Source organism: Polynucleobacter wuianus (assembly GCF_001659725.1).
GTDB classification, from domain to species: domain Bacteria; phylum Pseudomonadota; class Gammaproteobacteria; order Burkholderiales; family Burkholderiaceae; genus Polynucleobacter; species Polynucleobacter wuianus.
Genome location: NZ_CP015922.1, coordinates 297,694 through 315,006 on the forward strand (window position 1 = coordinate 297,694; position 17,313 = coordinate 315,006).

Annotated in this window: 16 protein-coding genes; 9 read left to right on the plus strand and 7 right to left on the minus strand. The window is 41.5% G+C overall.

Annotated features, from left to right (window positions below; all coding sequences use genetic code 11):
- Window positions 1–15: 15 nt before the first annotated feature.
- The 3 genes from fcl to A8O14_RS01630 are packed head-to-tail and all read left to right on the plus strand — an operon-like array spanning window position 16 to window position 2,785.
- A complete protein-coding gene (gene fcl, locus A8O14_RS01620) occupies window positions 16–990 on the plus strand; it encodes a GDP-L-fucose synthase (RefSeq protein WP_068947912.1) in 975 nt (324 codons plus the stop codon).
- Between the two features lie 26 nt (window positions 991–1,016).
- A complete protein-coding gene (locus A8O14_RS01625; protein WP_068947913.1) occupies window positions 1,017–1,946 on the plus strand; it encodes a hypothetical protein in 930 nt (309 codons plus the stop codon).
- Window positions 1,947–1,993: 47 nt separating this feature from the next.
- On the plus strand, window positions 1,994–2,785 hold the full coding sequence (locus tag A8O14_RS01630) for a class I SAM-dependent methyltransferase (RefSeq protein WP_145915327.1): 792 nt from the start codon (window positions 1,994–1,996) through the stop codon (window positions 2,783–2,785).
- A 16-nt stretch (window positions 2,786–2,801) separates the two neighbouring features.
- Here the strand turns inward: A8O14_RS01630 and A8O14_RS01635 are convergent, their stop codons facing one another.
- Both A8O14_RS01635 and A8O14_RS01640 read right to left on the minus strand, forming a co-directional pair.
- Complete coding sequence (locus A8O14_RS01635) at window positions 2,802–4,409, minus strand: hypothetical protein (protein ID WP_068947915.1); 1,608 nt, start codon at window positions 4,407–4,409, stop codon at window positions 2,802–2,804.
- Window positions 4,390–5,346 (minus strand): glycosyltransferase family 2 protein, encoded by a 957-nt coding sequence (locus A8O14_RS01640; RefSeq protein ID WP_068947916.1) that lies wholly within the window; start codon window positions 5,344–5,346, stop codon window positions 4,390–4,392. The genes A8O14_RS01635 and A8O14_RS01640 overlap by 20 nt, the downstream gene beginning before the upstream one ends.
- Before the next feature lie 64 nt (window positions 5,347–5,410).
- Here A8O14_RS01640 and A8O14_RS01645 point away from each other — a divergent pair, with 64 nt between their 5' ends.
- The 4 genes from A8O14_RS01645 to rffA are packed head-to-tail and all read left to right on the plus strand — an operon-like array spanning window position 5,411 to window position 10,399.
- The gene (locus A8O14_RS01645) at window positions 5,411–6,568 is read left to right on the plus strand and encodes a radical SAM protein (RefSeq protein WP_068947917.1); all 1,158 of its coding nucleotides are present in this window, start codon (window positions 5,411–5,413) and stop codon (window positions 6,566–6,568) included.
- A gap of 10 nt (window positions 6,569–6,578) precedes the next feature.
- A complete protein-coding gene (locus tag A8O14_RS01650; protein ID WP_068947918.1) occupies window positions 6,579–8,054 on the plus strand; it encodes an aldehyde dehydrogenase family protein in 1,476 nt (491 codons plus the stop codon).
- Between the two features lie 7 nt (window positions 8,055–8,061).
- A complete protein-coding gene (locus A8O14_RS01655; protein WP_082913069.1) occupies window positions 8,062–9,237 on the plus strand; it encodes an ATP-grasp domain-containing protein in 1,176 nt (391 codons plus the stop codon).
- A gap of 16 nt (window positions 9,238–9,253) precedes the next feature.
- The gene (gene rffA / locus A8O14_RS01660) at window positions 9,254–10,399 is read left to right on the plus strand and encodes a dTDP-4-amino-4,6-dideoxygalactose transaminase (protein WP_082913070.1); all 1,146 of its coding nucleotides are present in this window, start codon (window positions 9,254–9,256) and stop codon (window positions 10,397–10,399) included.
- 395 nt (window positions 10,400–10,794) lie between these two features.
- Here the strand turns inward: rffA and A8O14_RS01665 are convergent, their stop codons facing one another.
- Window positions 10,795–11,823 carry a calcium:proton antiporter gene (locus A8O14_RS01665; RefSeq protein ID WP_068947920.1) on the minus strand — a complete coding sequence of 343 codons (1,029 nt, stop codon included), beginning with the start codon at window positions 11,821–11,823 and terminating at the stop codon, window positions 10,795–10,797.
- 110 nt (window positions 11,824–11,933) lie between these two features.
- Between A8O14_RS01665 and A8O14_RS01670 the strand changes: the two genes are divergently transcribed.
- Window positions 11,934–12,296: a sirohydrochlorin chelatase gene (locus A8O14_RS01670; protein WP_068947921.1), complete on the plus strand. Its 363-nt coding sequence runs from the start codon at window positions 11,934–11,936 to the stop codon at window positions 12,294–12,296.
- Here the strand turns inward: A8O14_RS01670 and cobA are convergent.
- From cobA to A8O14_RS01685, 3 genes are all read right to left on the minus strand, one after another.
- A complete protein-coding gene (gene cobA / locus A8O14_RS01675) occupies window positions 12,219–13,025 on the minus strand; it encodes a uroporphyrinogen-III C-methyltransferase (RefSeq protein WP_068949664.1) in 807 nt (268 codons plus the stop codon). The genes A8O14_RS01670 and cobA overlap by 78 nt on opposite strands.
- A 63-nt stretch (window positions 13,026–13,088) precedes the next feature.
- Window positions 13,089–13,679 (minus strand): DUF934 domain-containing protein, encoded by a 591-nt coding sequence (locus A8O14_RS01680; protein WP_068947922.1) that lies wholly within the window; start codon window positions 13,677–13,679, stop codon window positions 13,089–13,091.
- On the minus strand, window positions 13,676–15,382 hold the full coding sequence (locus A8O14_RS01685; RefSeq protein ID WP_068947923.1) for a nitrite/sulfite reductase: 1,707 nt from the start codon (window positions 15,380–15,382) through the stop codon (window positions 13,676–13,678). The genes A8O14_RS01680 and A8O14_RS01685 overlap by 4 nt, the downstream gene beginning before the upstream one ends.
- A gap of 176 nt (window positions 15,383–15,558) precedes the next feature.
- Here A8O14_RS01685 and A8O14_RS01690 point away from each other — a divergent pair, with 176 nt between their 5' ends.
- The gene (locus tag A8O14_RS01690; RefSeq protein WP_068947924.1) at window positions 15,559–16,848 is read left to right on the plus strand and encodes a serine hydrolase domain-containing protein; all 1,290 of its coding nucleotides are present in this window, start codon (window positions 15,559–15,561) and stop codon (window positions 16,846–16,848) included.
- Between the two features lie 91 nt (window positions 16,849–16,939).
- Here the strand turns inward: A8O14_RS01690 and A8O14_RS01695 are convergent, their stop codons facing one another.
- Entirely contained in the window at window positions 16,940–17,311 is a 372-nt protein-coding gene (locus tag A8O14_RS01695; RefSeq protein WP_068947925.1) for a hypothetical protein, read from the minus strand.
- Window positions 17,312–17,313 lie beyond the last annotated feature (2 nt).

Sequence of the window (17,313 nt, forward strand, 5' to 3'; positions counted from 1 at the left end):
TGGAGTGCTTCAATAATGACTACAGATCTCAATCAAAAGGTATATGTAGCTGGACATCGCGGCATGGTGGGCTCCGCCATTGTGCGCAATCTTCAGGAGAAGGGCTATGCCAATATTGTTACTCGCGCCCATAAAGAACTAGATCTTACTAATCAAGCAGCAGTGCAATCTTTTTTTGAACAAGAAAAGCCAGACCAAGTTTATTTAGCCGCTGCCAAGGTTGGCGGTATTCATGCGAATAACTCCTATCCTGCAGAATTTATTTATGACAACTTAATGGTGCAAAACAATGTTATCCATCAGGCATTTTTGAGTGGTGTTAAAAAATTACTCTTTTTGGGGTCAAGCTGTATTTATCCAAGACTAGCTCCCCAGCCAATGAGTGAGGATGCGCTATTAACGGGTGAGCTCGAGCCTACAAATGAGCCTTATGCGATTGCCAAAATTGCGGGCATCAAAATGTGTGAGAGTTATAACCGTCAGTATGGAAAATCCCACGGTGTCGATTACCGCTCGGTGATGCCAACCAATTTATATGGCCCGGGTGATAATTACCATCCTGAGAACAGCCACGTAATCCCAGCATTGATTAGAAGATTTCATGAGGCGAAGATGGTCAATGCACCCGAAGTAGTGATTTGGGGTACGGGTATGCCCAAGCGCGAATTTTTGTATGTGGATGATATGGCGGCCGCATCGGTATTTGTGATGGAATTAGACAAAGCAGCTTATGATGCACAAACACAGCCAATGCAAAGTCATCTCAATGTTGGCTTTGGTTCAGATGTCACAATTGCGGAATTAGCTAGCGCTATAGCCGCAGCAGTGAACTACCAAGGAAAAATTAGTTTTGATCCAAGTAAGCCTGATGGTACTCCACGTAAGTGGATGGATTCTGGTCGATTAAATAATCTAGGCTGGAATCCAAGCATTGATCTAGATCAGGGTCTTGTTCTAGCGTATACCGCTTTTTGCAATTCTAATAACTAAGTCATTTTTTTGAAGGAAGAAATAATTTGAATCACAATCCCAAAACCTTAACACCTATACATGAGGCGACTGTATTATTAGCTGGTACAGCAAGGGATGTGGCTCCATATATTGCCTCTGAGATGAAGCATCTTTTGGGCGCACTAAAAATATTTAAAAAAGTCTTTGTGCTGATTATTGAGAGTGATTCTTCGGACGATACTATCGAGGCGCTAGAAAAACTCAAAGGTAGCATATCCAATTTTGACTACATTTCAATGGGTAAATTGGTGGGGAAAATTCCAATTCGTACAGAGCGTTTAGCCTATTGTCGAAATCAGATCATTCAGGCTGTTTCCGAGAATTCAAAATATTCAGAGGTAGACTTTGTGATTCTCTCTGATTTAGATGGTCTGAATACACACCTTAATGGAAAATCGATAGCTGACTGTTGGGATACTAGTGTGCCTTGGGATGTCGTTACCGCTAATCAATTAGATTTTTATTACGATGTTTGGACTCTGCGTCACAAGTTCTGGTCTCCTGGCGACTGCATACTTCAACAGATCAATCTAGAGCCTATCCTCGGGTATGATCAATCAGTAAATTTGGCGGTATGGGCTAGGCAAGTTCGATTACCAATTACTGCGGGGTATATTGAGGTTGACGCCGCCTTCGGAGGTTTTGCTATCTACAAGAAGCAGGCATATATTGCTGGTAAATATGTTGGCAGCGCTGTTACTGATGGTGTTTGGCATGAGGCTTGCGAGCATGTTGCCCATTGTGGCGATATGCGTAAGAGAGGATATCGGATTTTTATCAATAGCGCTTTGATCAACTGTAAAAAACCAGCCGATCAAAATCCAAAAAAACCTAAGATATTTTCTCTTGCTGTCATTAAATCTATCCGCTCTATAGGCATAAGTATCTTTGGTAAAAAACGTTTTAAAAAATACCTTGATTTGCTGGCTGAATAATTAGTGCATCTATTAGACTTCTGTTGGATCTGAATAAAAAAATCAAAATGACTCTGCTATCTAATGAATTAAGTATTTTAGCTCCCGTGATTACAAAAGATCTAGAGCGAATTGGAAATAAAGGGGATGGCGGTTATGTCCTCCCATTATCTTCAGTAAAAGACGCTGATTTTTTAATATCGATGGGGGTCAATACAGATTGGTCTTTTGATGAACATTTTTTGGAGATCAATCCAAATATTTTCATTCATGCTTATGACCATACGATCTCTGAAAGGCAGTTTAGAAAAAATATTAAAAAACCACTCTTTAGGCTTCTTTACGGAAAGTCGAGCATCAAAGAAGTGCTTTCATACTACAGCCTGTATCGGAGTTATAAAAACTTTTTCAGAGACAAGGTGACCCATTTTCAGGAAAGAATTCATAATCGAATTGATCATCCGTACGATGCCACGCTTGACTTAGTGATGGAGCGTGCAAAAGCTTCTTCTATTGTTCTGAAGGTTGATATTGAGGGTAGTGAATACCGGGTTATAGATGAAATTTTGCGCTATTCAGCAATAATTAGCGCTCTTGTCATTGAGTTTCATCATACTGAGCCGTATAGAAATCTTTTTTTAGACTCAATAAGTAAGCTAAAAAAAGAATACGACATTGTTCATATACATGGCAATAATTATGATTTCGTTGCCACCGATGGATTGCCTGAGGTGCTTGAGATTACTTTTGTAAAAAGTGCTAAAAATAGTGGCTTTGAAAAAAGAAAAAATTTCCCAATTGATGGATTAGATTATCCCAATAATCCTGAGAAAGATGATTTTAAGTTTTCTTTTTCATAAAATTATCCCAAACTAATCACTGATAAACCTGACATTGCTTGTAGGCTTTTTGCTTAACCTGAGCATCATCGTTGGGGATCCAGACGGATAGATTGTAACTTTGAAAGGTGTGTGGAAAGGATATCGGAATTACAGATTCTTTCCGATATCCATAATTTTGGAGCTCACTTTCTTTAAATGCAATTGAAGCCCCATACATGAGTATCAAATCAAACTGATGCGTATAGAGTTGGTTAAGAATTTCGTTACAGTATTTTTCATTTGCATTTTGAATAACTTCATTCTTGTTTTGAAATAATTGTTCAAATCCGCTTGGTTTGTAAATCGAGGCCCAAGAACCTAGGGATAAGCCTGTGTCGTAAACTTTTTTGTTACCCTGAGCAAGAATGCCACTTACCGCTGCCGATCCATAGATATTTTGGGGCGTTTTAATTAGTTCCTGTACCCGTTCCCATCCCTTATTTTGAATGATAGCGCTTTGGGTGTTGAAATAAATGGCAAAAAAGAGGGTTGCGTTTAAAAGAAAAACTACTGCTCCAATTTGCCTGTAATTTCTATTGAATAGCAATGCAATTCTTATGAGTAAAAATGGACTAAGTAATTGATAGAAGTAGCACATCCAGCCGCCATCGTTTCTCCCCCAAATAAGGCAGAGCAGCCCAAAAGTAATTAATGAAGCAAAGCTAAGGTAGGAGAGTTGGAAATAAACCAGCGGTTTGTCTAGTGTTCTTAAATTCAGCAGTATAGTGGGGCTGAGTGAATATCTTTTTTCAAAAATTTTTCTCTTGTTTTTCGAAATTCTAATCGTAAGCATTAGCGCTAGAATGAAAACTAACAAATGGGACACAAAATAAAAATTTAATTGCAGTCTTAGTACTGCATTAGATAGGCTGGTTGCCTTTGCCATTGACCCTATTACCTGGTTTATATATACATCCGTGAAAAAGTAGCTGATGCTCAGCCATGTTGCAAAAACTACTGAAAATAAGAGTCCATATATCAAAGACTTTTTCTTTGAGATAAAAATGAATAAGTACAATAAGACTATAAAAAAAGCGGTTACAAAGTAGAGTTTAGTAAAGAATATTAAAAAAAGTATTCCACATGAAGCCAATAAACTTGGGTAGTTGAATTTTTTTAGGTATGGAATAAATACCGCACCTAAAAACAATAGCTCCCCCAGCGCATCCGGCCTAGCTAGTGGAGTTGATCCAAATAAGAGAGAGACATATATTAAGCTGATAGTCGTAAGTGATAGGGGAAGCCAGACTTCATTTTTGATTAATACCGTCAGAGCTATTAAAAGTGAGGCAATTAAAAAGACGCTGCTAAGTGCTCGATGAACTAAAAATGTTGATCCAAATGCCTTGACTGGATAGTAGCTGACGAGTTGGTAGAAGATGCCGTAGGGGTTTGTGTCCAATGGGACGCTGGCAAAGGAGTAAGGATAAATTCCTTGAGAAAAATCTTTAGATAGAATTAGCTGGGCGCCCTCACGATACTCTTGTTGAATTGGCGAGATAATTAGATTTAGATGGTAGCTAATAATCCACAAAAATACACCAGTGGTCACAAGATATATGACTTTATCTGAGCCCCTACTACTAAAAATTTCTAATTTCATTCTCAAGATTAATTGTTTCCTGGACTATGTAATGAGGTCTATTTTTGCTCTGTAAGAAAATTTTACTTACATATAGACCAATCATTCCCAGAAAGAAAGTGATAAGGCCGGTCTGAAAAAATAGTAGAACGGCAATGCTAGTCCAGCCTTCAATACTAACGCCGTACTCGTAATATCTGTAGATAAAAATTAGTCCAGTAACAACTGAAATGACTGATATACACAATCCAAAACCGATCATAATTTTGATTGGTTTTGTTGAGTGAGAAATAAAGTAGTTTAAGGCGAGTGCAAGTCTCTTCGAGAATGTATAGCTACTGTTACCGGACTCACGAAAGTTTTGTTCGATGTCAATATATTTTTTTGAGAAACCCACCATTTTTGCATAGTAGGCAAAGGATGGGTCATCTTCCTTAAACTGATTGATTGCGCGAATAACTTTTTGGGAATAAATGCCAAAGTTTCCTGTAGCGCCATCATATTTGATATCATCAATCAGAAAGTTATAAACACGATAATAGAGTGCAGACGTTAGTTTCGTAAATATTGAATCTTTTCTATTAATCCTTCTTCTGACCACAATATCTTTGGCATCATTAATCGCTGTCTCATAGAGGATCGTAATGTCTTCTGGTTGATCTTGAAGATCGCCATCCATCACAATGACCCACATCCCTTTGACCGAGGACAATCCTGCCAAAATAGCTGATTGTTGACCGTAATTTTGGCTAAAATTGATACCTTTTACTCGACAATCACTTGTGGCTAGCTCTTGAATTTTTAGCCAGGAATTATCTGGGCTACCATCGCATACATAAATAATCTCAAAATGGGGATTAATTTTGAGGAGAGTCTTGACCAACCTTTTATTAAGGGGGGTTAAGTGATCTGCATTCCTGTAAATGGGAATTACTATGGAAAGGTGGGGGTCAGTCAATTCTTAAGTACTCCTAATTGAGACTGTATACAATAGAGTCTTAATACAATACCTAGGTTTAATTATGACAGAACATTTAAAAAATACTTTAAATATTAAAGAGAAATTAAAGCAAAAAACTGTCCAAGACTACATTAAAGGTGTTGATTGGACCACTACCAGCGATGCCCCCTTCATTGTCGAATTTGACCCTACTTCAAACTGCAATTTAGCTTGCCCAGACTGTATCAGTGGGACTTTGCTTAACCAAGGGCAAATTGAGCGCAATCGCATTAAAGATTTAACCAATGAGATGGTGGAGGCGGGGGTTAGGGGGGTCATACTGATTGGTGGTGGTGAGCCTATGATGCATTTGGATATTGGATGGGTAATCCAAACGCTTGGTGATGCAGGCATTAAAATTGGTATCACAACCAACGGATTATATTTAAAGAAGCATTTAGACGTTACAGCAAAATTTGCTGATTGGGTTCGCGTATCTATGGACGCTGCTACTGATGAAACGTTTAATCGCATTCGACCATCTAAGACTGGGAAATCTCTTTTTGAATCTGCCATTAGCAATATGGAGGCATATGCCAAAGTAAAAAAGGGTAAGCTGGGTTATTCCTTTATGGTCTTCTCCGAGGGAAATTATGGTTTTAAGGGCATTGCGATTAATACCGATAAGGTGAAATCCCTTTCTCATATAAAGACAAATGCGCATGAGATTTATGCTGGCGCAAAATTGGCAAGGGATATTGGGTGTGATTATTTCGAAGTCAAGCCAATGTATGACGTCAATCACTTCTCGGTGATGCAAAAGCAAGCTGTTGCAGATATTGTTGAGGAACAGATTGACTATGCCAAAACTTTAGAGACTGATACATTCAAGGTCATTGAGGCTTTGAAGTTGCGCGCTACATTACGTGGCGAATCCAATCTTGAGCCAAAAGCATACAAGCGTTGCGCTGTTGCCCATATGCGCACCCTAGTGACTTCATCTGGCGTTTATGTTTGCCCCTATTTTAGAGGTGTAGAAAAAAAGAATATTGGTGATGTTAATGCGATGACATTTAGTGAGATGTGGCATGGACCACAGCGAGCTGAAGTTATGAAAAATCTTGACCCATCGCGCGACTGTCCAATGCACTGTATACGCAATGAATCTAATATTGCAATTGAGGATGCCTTAGCTAATGGTTTTGGTGCCCCGATTAATGATTACGACCTATTCATATAGGCTTTAGGTTATGGTTAAACCTGACTTGGCTAGTATCGAGGTGCGAAGTTTTGTGGGCGGCGTCTACCAAGAGGGTACTGGCGGGTTAATAGAAAAGGTCTCGCCAATTGATGGCGCTCAGCTACCTGGAATTAAGGCTTGTTCGATTGCGGATGTAAATTCAGCCGTGGTCTGTGCTCAGGAGAGTTTTCGGTCTGGCCTCTGGAGAACCCAATCAACTGAAGAGAGAAAAAAATGCCTCTTAAAGCTTGCCGATTTAATGGAGCAAGACAAAGAATATTTGGCATTTTTAGACACCATCGAGACTGGTCGTGCGTATAGTAATTTTTTAAATGATTCTATTCCCAAAGCAATTAAGACTCTTCGCTGGTTCTCGGAGTGTATCGATAAGTTGCAAGGCACATGTATTACGCCTGCGCAAGATCGGATTTGCCTAATTAATTCTGAACCTTTGGGCGTGGTTGCAGCCATCATTCCCTGGAACGATCCTTTGGTGGTTGCAGTTTGGAAACTAGCTCCGGCGCTTCTAATGGGGAATTCTTTAATTATGAAGCCAGCAGAGCAATCTTCATATTCGTTAATTCGACTGGGTCAACTGGCGATTAATGCTGGAATACCAAGAGGGGTATTAAATATACTTCCGGGTTATGGAGAGATTGCTGGAAAAGCTTTAGTCACGCATCCAGACATTCGAGGTGTTTTTTTTACTGGATCATCCTCTGTTGGAAAGCAGATATTGAGTGATGCGGGAATGTCCAATATGAAAAGAGTTGGACTGGAGTGTGGTGGTAAGAGTGCTTTTATCGTCACTGCTAATTGCTCTGATTTGTCATCGGCTGTTAAAACATTGGCCAAAAATATGTTTTATAACCAAGGTCAAATTTGTTCAGCACCGTCTAGATTGCTTATTGACAAGCAATTAGAAAGTGAATTTTTAGTAAGTCTTTTAGAGGAAATTAAACTTTATGAGCCATGCGATCCATGGGCGCCAGAAACTAGAGTTGGAGCGGTGTGCAGTGAGACTCAGTTCAAATCAATTCAAGGCTTCATTCGCAGAGCAGAGCAGGCTGGTATTAAAAAAATTACTCAAGATGCGCCAAAAATGCCCCATGAAAATGGTTTTTACATTTCTCCAACCATATTTGTGGATGTGCCTCTAGATGCTGAAATTGCTCAAAATGAAGTTTTTGGCCCAGTTTTAGTCGTACATTCTTTTAAAGCTGTCAAAGAGGCTATTGAAATAGCCAATAACACTAAATACGGATTAGCAGCAGCAATCTGGTCGGATGATCTAAATGAAGCTATGTTGTGTGCACGGGCTCTCGAGGCGGGAACTGTGCATGTAAATAGTTATGGTGAGGATGATGAATCAGCCCCATTTGGGGGTGTAAAGGAGTCTGGAATTGGAAAAGATAAATCACTCTTGGTGTTTGAGGAGTATGCAAATTTGAAGACCACTTGGATCCAACTCAAAAATACACATTGATAAGCTTTTGAAAAAAATATTAATCGCTGGTGGTTCACACAGTGATATTCCTCTAATAAAGGCAGCTCAAGAGTTGGGCTACTTTGTTACTACAACGGGAAACAAGCCTGAAGATCTTGGCCATCAATACTCCAATCAGTATGTTATGGCAGACTTTTCGGATAGGGATGCGATGTTGTCCTTGGCTAATGATTTAAAAATTGATGCTATTTGTTCTAGTAGCAATGATTTCTCAATCATTTCCTCTGCCTATGTTGCTGAGGTCTTATCACTTCCAGGCTTTGACGATTATTTAACTACTCTACGCTTGCATCATAAGGATCTGTTTAGGGGCTTGGCATTGGCGATTGGGCTTAAACGAACAAAATCACTTAGTTTTGATTTTGCGAAGGGCGATCTGATTAAGATAAAAGGTATGCAATTTCCCTTAATTGTGAAGCCTGTGGATCTCACCGGTGGAAAGGGGATTAGTAAGGTTAATGATCCTCATCAACTTGCTAAGGCAATAGATGATGCCTTAGCAATATCGAGATTGGGACGTATAGTCGTCGAAGAATTTTTTGAGGGCACCCTTCATAGTTACTCAACTTTTATTCAGCATGGAAAAGTAGTTTTTGAATATGCTGACAATGAATTCTCATTTTTAAATCCTTATTTGGTATCCACCTCTACTTCGCCCGCATTTGTTTCTGATGCTGTGCTTAAAAATATGCGGACCGAAACTGAAAAGTTAGCAAATGCACTAAGTTTGGTCAATGGAATTTTACATGCACAATTTTTGACTAATGGTGATGAATACAGAATTATTGAATATACAAGGAGAATGCCGGGTGACTTTTATAGTATTCCCGTAAAAATGAGCACTGGCTTTGACCAGGCTAATGCGGTGATAAACCAGTGTATCAACAAGCCATTAAATTTATTGGGGGACTGGCGCCAGAAGAGATTTGTCAGTCGCCATTGCTCCATGGCCAGTATGAATGGAACGTTTTCAGACATGATTATTTCTGGTGACATTGATAAAAAAATTGTCGATCGTTTTGAGTTGAAAAAAATTGGAGATAAAATCAACAACTATCTAATTGATAAGACTGCAATTTATTTCTTGGAGTATGAATCAGCTGACGAAATGCAAAGATTTAATAAGGGAATCAATCAATTGATTGAGGTTAAGATAAACTAGTTTGGCTGGAGAATATATGAGCGTGCACATTCCCTTCAATAAGCCTTATATGAGTGGTAAGGAGCTGTTTTACATAGCACAAGCTCATGCCAATGCAAAGTTGGCTGGCGATGGACCTTTTACGGAGAAATGCAAGAAGCAGATTGAGCTAATAACTGGGGTAAATTCTGCTTTGCTAACACATTCTTGTACAGCCGCACTTGAGATTGCAGCATTGCTTTTGGATATTGAGCCAGGCGATGAGATTATTATGCCTTCTTACACTTTTGTATCTACAGCAAACGCATTTGTATTAAGAGGCGGCGTGCCAGTATTTGTCGATATTCGTCCTGACACACTCAATATTAACGAGGCGCTGATAGAGGCGGTAATTACACCAAGGACTCGCGCAATTGCAGTGGTTCACTATGCAGGTGTTCCATGTGAAATGAATGAAATTTTGCGAATTGCGCAAAAATATCAATTGAAGGTTGTAGAAGATGCCGCTCAAGGCTTCATGTCTACCTATCATGGAGCCCCGCTAGGAGGTATCGGAGATTTAGGTGCCTTTAGTTTTCATGAAACCAAAAATATAATTTCTGGTGAAGGTGGTGCATTGTTAGTAAATGATTTCAGTCTAATTGAGCGTGCCGAAATTATTCGGGAGAAGGGTACAAATAGAAAGCAATTTTTCCGAGGCATTGTGGATAAATATACTTGGCAGGAAGTTGGTTCCTCTTATTTGCCGGGCGAGATTATCGCTGCTTTCTTATGGGCGCAGCTTGAAGAAGCCCGATCGATAACAGATAAGAGGTTGGCAATTTGGAATGTCTACCATCAATTGCTTGCTTCGTCTGAAGAAAGGGGGCTGCTTAGACGCCCTATCATTCTAGATGGATGTCAGCATAATGGACATATGTATTACGTGTTATTGCCCAAATCAGTCGATCGTCAAAGAGTAATAGATGCCCTTGCGCGAGTAATGATCAATACCGTCTTTCACTATGCACCACTGCATTCAGCTCCCGCAGGCCTCCAGTTAGGAAAAACATCTGGCCCAATGGATGTTACTAATGATGTTGCGGAGAGAATCTTAAGGTTGCCACTTTGGGTAGACATTACTCATGAAGAGCAAGAAAAGGTTTGCGGATCTTTGCTCCGAATTATTGAGAATATGACTTAAGTTTGTCACATAGCTTAATTTTATAAGCCAGGCAAAAATAATGGCGTCAAAAGATATTTTTTATCTTTTGACGTACCTGCTCTTAAGGTGATTCCGCAAAAGAGAGCAGTCATAAAATAACAGCTCTGTAAAATGACTGCCAGCAACCTCTATAGTTAGATATACAAATAATATAATCGGGATTGTCCAAGCGGTATTGTTACTCAGCTTTGCGCTCCAGCGCCTAACACTACGTTAGTGAATGCGATTTCCAGTGCTATATCCACTCCCGCAAGCTCTTCGGTACCAGTAAAGTCTGATCCTTTGTCTTGGGAGCCAGTGCTTAATCGATTGCTATCATTTTTCTCAAAAGCCTGTAATCGTTAGTGCGCTCTTTTGCTTTACTTCTGACTTCTTTAAGGGACTAAGCTCAAGAATAAGTATTCAAAAAAGATAATGAGGTGAACTACACCTTGGAGTAGGGTAGTTCTGCCAATAGCTAGTGTTAAGGCACCAATAAAAAAGGTGAGATACATCAGCGTCATATTCAGACTGCTGATACCTAAGCTAAGCGGTAGGTTAAAGTAAATTGCAATAGCGGCAATAGTAGGGATCGATAGCCCAATACTTGCCAGTGCTGAACCTAGGGCTAAGTTCAAACTGCTTTGTAAGCGATTGGCTTTAGCTGCTCTAACAGCTGCAAATCCCTCTGGCAAAAGGACTAACATTGCAATAGCGATACCCACAATTGTTTTGGGTGCTCCAGCTGCTTTAACGCCCGCTTCAATAGCAGGGCTTAATAGCTCAGCAAGGCCGACGACCACAATTAGCGAGAGAATGAGCAATACAACACTTACTGTAGTCTTCAGATTGCTAGGCTTAGGCGCATGAAAATTAATATCCGTTTTTTTCTCTTCTGTTTTGGGTAAGTAGTAGTCACGATGACTCACTGTTTGGAAAAATAAAAAAGCCCCATACAGAGCAAAACAGGCAATACCAGCAAAAGCTAGTTGACTCTTAGTAAAGTCCGGACCTGGTGTACTGGTAGTGACTATGGGCATTACTAAAATGAAAGTAGCCAGCGCAGTTAATACGGCCAACGCTGAGTTCATCCCCTCGTTACGAAACGACATTTCATGATGATGCAGGCCGCCAATAAAGATACACAAACCTATGACACCATTGATCACAATCATGACCGTGGCAAATACAGCATCGCGTGCAATATATTCTGAGCCATCGTGTCCTGAGAGCATCATCGAGATGATTAAGGAGACCTCGATAATAGTGACACTAATGGCTAGCACTAAAGCGCCGTAGGGCTCACCAGTTTTATGGGCTACTACCTCGGCATGATGCACAGCGGAGAGTACACCACCAATTAGGGCGACTGCCATCAGACCAATAAACCAAGTCTGGTTAGCTAGGGAGTGAAGCGTTTCCATGAAGAGATCTTATCTAATGGATGCAAACACACTTTTGTGAATTTGCGGTTAAGCTTATCGTTCAAGAGATGTTAATTTTGACAGCTTATGATGAGAGTTTATAGGTATTTATGAAGGCAATCATTCTTTTTGGGCATGGTGCTCGAGACGCTCGTTGGCGTGAGCCGTTTGATCGACTGGCAGAGCTCTGGAGAGCGCAGCATGCGGACGTACCTGTAGAGCTTGCATTTCTGGAGATGATGCAACCTTCTTTAGAAGAAGCAGTCGCTACCTTAGGTGCTAAAGGCGCCAAGGATATCACTGTCGTGCCAGTATTTTTTGGTCAAGGCGGTCATTTGCGCAATGACTTTCCGGTATTGCTAGATGCTTGCCGAGAAAAGTTTTCTCAGATCACTTTAAGCACGACGCCGGCTGTTGGCGAAAATGTGGCTGTCTTGCAAGCCATTATTGATTTTGGCGCTAGTGCTCTGTAATGGATCTCTTAAGGCTTCGCCAACCATAATCAGTGCGGGTGAGCTGCTGTCAAACCAAGTATCCGCTTTGCCGTCAGCTAATTCTTGCAGAGTGCTACTCCAAAAACGCTCGCGTGGTGTGCTGACTGCTTCCAAAATTTGCACGGGTGTATCTTGCTGGTGAGTACCGCCATATTGTCCTTGCTCAATTAAGCGCTGAGCAATCTTTGCCGCATCTTTGCGACCCATGTAATACACCAAGGTATCTGCACTAGGATTGGCAATCGGTTGTCCAGTAGTTAAGTTTTCAGTACCTTGAGCTAAGGTCACAAAAGCAACGCTTCTACTAACTCCTCGTAGAGTCAACGATTGCTGAATACTGGCTGCGCCAGCCAATGCTGCTGTAATTCCGGGCACCACTTTCACTACAATGCCCGCAGCCTTCAGCGTTTGAATTTCTTCATCGGCACGCCCAAACAGCATAGGGTCACCACCTTTAAGACGCACTACAGTCTGGTATTTCTGAGCAGCATCTACTAAGCGTTTATTAATAAACTGCTGCGCAGAAGAGAGCTTGCCACAGCGCTTGCCTACTGCTACTTGAACTGCTTGTGGGCAAAGATGGAGCATTTCTGGATCAACAAGTGCGTCATAAAAAACAATATCAGCTTGTTCTAGTAGTTTTGCGCCGCGCACCGTAATGAGATCGACTGCACCTGGACCAGCGCCAACTAAATATACTTTCCCCAATTGGCCAGAGAGGCTTGGGTATGGAGTGTTAATAGAGGTTGTACACATATTGAAATTAAGAATTTAGGCGATCAGAGTAGCGCGCTTACCACGCCAGCTATTCTGAGTAGTCACAGAGAACAAATCAAATTGCTTTAAAGCCACATCCGTTTTTTGATCAGGGCGTAATGCAAAGCTATCAAAGCCAACACGAGCACCTTGCAAGAGTTGATCGATGAGCACGTCACCAATAGCGCGGATTTCACCGGCCCAATTAAAGCGATCGCGTAGTAGCGCGGCAGTACTAAAGCTCCTGCCATCCCTAAAGATAGGGAAGTGGGCAGCAACAAGCGGCCATACTGCTTTGCCTTGTTTAATTAGGTCAGCATGCTTAAGGATATCTTCATCAGCCGCAAACCAAACACCAATCTGACCATTTTTGGCTTTAGCTTGAATGTCAGATTCATTGTGATGGGTGATCCACCAACCAAATGGTACGAGCACTTTCTTTTTGCCGTGGTCTAAATCCGGGAGTCTTGAATTCGTACCTGCATCTTCGTTTTTACTATTATTGCCGCGCCAAATAAGCCATTCATTGGGAGCTAGGCTCGGTTTTTGCCCTTTTGGAAAGTGCAAAATTTGCTCGTGAGCTGGGATCGTATTGATATTGCTCATGATGCATCCCCAACAGTCTCTAGCTTTTCTTTTTTCTTGGCATTTTTGTATGCTGCCTCTTTAAATGGAGCTACACCAAGACGACGGTAGGTTTCAATGAAAGGCTCGTCACCATTACGCTGAGCAACATAAGTATTGATGATGTTCGTTATTACATCTGGAATTTCATCGGCATAGAAAGATGGTCCGATCACTTTACCAATCGAGGCATCATTCCCTTGCTCGCCACCCAAGGTAATTTGATACCACTCTTCACCATCTTTATCGACACCTAAAACACCAATATTGCCCACATGGTGGTGGCCGCAAGAGTTAATACAACCAGAAATGTTTAGACTGATATCGCCTAAATCAAATAAGTAATCTAAATCATCAAAGCGTTCCTGAATGGCTTTAGCAATCGGGAGGGATTTAGCATTTGCTAAAGAGCAGAAATCCCCACCGGGGCAAGCAATGATGTCGGTCAGTAGGCCAATGTTAGGTAACGCTACTTTTTGTCTCTTGGCTTCTTGCCAAAGTTCATACAACTTGGCTTGCTCAACATCAGCAAGAACTAAGTTTTGTTCATGCGTTGCACGCAATTCACCAAAGCTGTATCGGTCTGATAAATCGGCAATAGCTAGCATCTGTACAGTTGTTGCATCACCAGGCGCAACAGAGCCGTGAGGCTTGAGTGACAAAATGACGCTGGCATAGCCAGGCACTTGATGTGGCTTTACATTACGCTCTAGCCATCTAGCAAAAGTAGTTTTTTCTGTTTCACTTGCCGCATTGATAATTTGCTCATCAGGTAGTTTTGGCAAGTTCTTGTAAGCAGGCTTAGTAAAGTGTTTTGCAACACGATCCCACTCAGCTTGCGTGAAATTGTCATCGCCATTTTTGATGTGTAGCCATTCACCTTCAACTTGACGTGCGAATTCTTCTGAACCTAAGGCTTTAACCAAAATCTTGATGCGAGCCTTGTAAAGATTGTCTCTTCTACCAAAACGGTTATACACACGCAGCAAAGCAGTGAGATAGCTTGGCAATAGCTGCCACGGTAATCCAGTCTTAATGGGTGAACCTAAGATTGGGGTACGACCCATGCCACCACCAGCGTAGATATCAGCTATCAGTTCATCATGTTCATTTTTCTTAAGCTCAATCCCCACATCGTGGCAAAGGAGAATCGTACGGTCTTCTTTGGCACCATTGATTGCAAATTTAAATTTACGGGGCAAGTGTGCAAACTCAGGATGTAATGTTGACCATTGACGGAGTAATTCACAGACGGGGCGTGGATCAACACATTCATCACCAGCAACACCAGCAAAGGCATCGCTCGTAATATTGCGAATGCAGTTGCCAGAAGTTTGAATGGCATGCATCTCCACCTTGGCAAGCTCAGCTAAGATATCCGGTGTGTCTTCTAAAGTGACCCAGTTGTACTGAATGTTTTGACGGGTTGTGAAGTGACCATAACCGCGGTCATATTTCTCAGCAATGAGCGCCATCGTGCGCAATTGTTTGGAATTAAATAATCCGTATGGAATCGCCACGCGCAACATGTAGGCATGGCGCTGGTGATAGAGCCCGTTTTGTAAGCGCAATGGACGGAATTCTTCTTCAGCAAGGCTGCCATCAAGGCGCCTGGCTACCTGGTCTTTAAATTGTGCAACCCGTTGATCTACAAGGGTTTGGTCAATATGGTCATATTTGTACATAGCCAACGATTGTCATGGATTTTCAATATTCCTCCAAATACTCAAAAATCCATCCTATATAACTTGAAGATATATAGGATGAAAAAGAAGTCTTCCTTTAAAAGTCTGCTTCAATAGCCTTGTGCGGTAATAACAGAGGGTTAAAAAAAGACCCAAAAACAAAACATGGAGACAAAATGAACAAATTACGGGCTTTTAGCCTAACCCTTGCCTTGAGTGGTGGATTGTTGGGCGGAACAACTTTGTATGCTGCCGATGCCCCCAAAGCACCATTACCAATGAGTAGCACCTCTGGCCAAGGATTTAGTCCAGAGGGTCTCAAGCAAATCGATGCCTTTTTTGCTGATCAGATTGCTAATAATCAATTGCCCGGGGCAGTGCTAGCAGTAGCAAAAAATGGCAAGTTAGTCATTTTTAAGCCATATGGTTATGCAGATAAGGCGAATAGCAAGCCCATGACTACAGATGCCATATTCAACTTGGCATCGATGACCAAAGTGATGGCATCCGTTGGTGCACTGACTTTTTATGAAGAGGGTAAGTTGCCACTCAATGCCCCAATCTCTAATTGGCTTCCGCAATTTAAAGATATGAAAGTCGGCAAGGTTGATTCCGATGGAAATCTCACAACTGTGCCTGCAAAAAATCCCATTACCGTTCAAGACCTGATGCGCCACACTAATGGCCTTACTTATGGTGGACGTGGCACAACTCCTGTCCATAAATTATTTCCTGCTGGTTCGGCACCAGCAGCAGTGCAATACACATCATCAGAATTTATTGATAAGTTGGCCAGTAATCCATTGCTTTACGAGCCTGGTACTACTTGGGATTACGGTTTTGGTATTGATGTGCTGGGCATCATTGAAGAAAAAATTGCTGGCAAGCCCTTAGGCGGTATATTGCAAGAGCGCGTGTGGAGCAAAGTTGGTATGCCTAATACCACTTTTCAGGTAGCAGAAAAGGATCGTGCTCGCTTGGCTCAACCACTACCAATTGATCCGCTCACGGGTAAGCCGCAGAAGGTTGACATTCTGAATCAAGCAGTAAAGTTTGACTGTGGTGGTTCGTGCGCATTCTCAACCGCGGGTGACTATGTGCGTTTTGGTCAGATGCTACTTAATGGTGGCAGCTTGGATGGCAAGAGGGTTCTTGGCCCGCAAACGGTAGCATTCATGACGTCAAATCATTTAAATAAAGACATCAAGAACAATGTTGGCGGTACCGAGCCAGGGCGCGTAGGTTATGGATTTGGTTTGGGTGTTGCAGTTCGTATGGAGCGTGGTCTTTCAGCCATCAACGGCAATGTTGGCGATTTCACTTGGAATGGCGCTAACGGCACTATCTTTTGGGTAGACCCCAAAGAGCAAATGGTTGTTGTCATGATGGCTGTAGCACCAGGAGAGATTCGTAAGGTGCACCGTGAGCAGCTCAACGCAGTCATTTATGGAGCGCTCGAAAAGTAATTTATTTGGCGAGTGGAGTAAGTCTTGTAATTAAAAGCCCCAATTAGTGATGAACTAAGCGGGGCTTTTTTTGGATTGAGCTTAAGCCGTCTTACAGGCCATATTCTCGATAATGCCTATATAGATTTGCAATCGATGCAAATCCTAAAGTCACAATCAACACTGCAAATAGGTATTCGGTGGTGAGGTAGTTAAAGACTTTGAGTTGTATGAGGATGGCTGTAGAAATAAAGAGGCCAATCGATCCAAAAGCCACCAGTTTGAAGTTGGGAATGAATGCGCCCAAGGTAATTGCAATAAATACCAAATAAAGATCAGAAACTAACTGATCTGCAGTAACGAAAATTGAATTGGTTAATTCAGGGTTCGTAAATCTACCTAGTACTGCAATGACTATGATGCTGGCTAGGATGACAAAGTTCAACTTTGCTTTTGTCAAAATGGCTCTCAGTTGATCGTTCATAT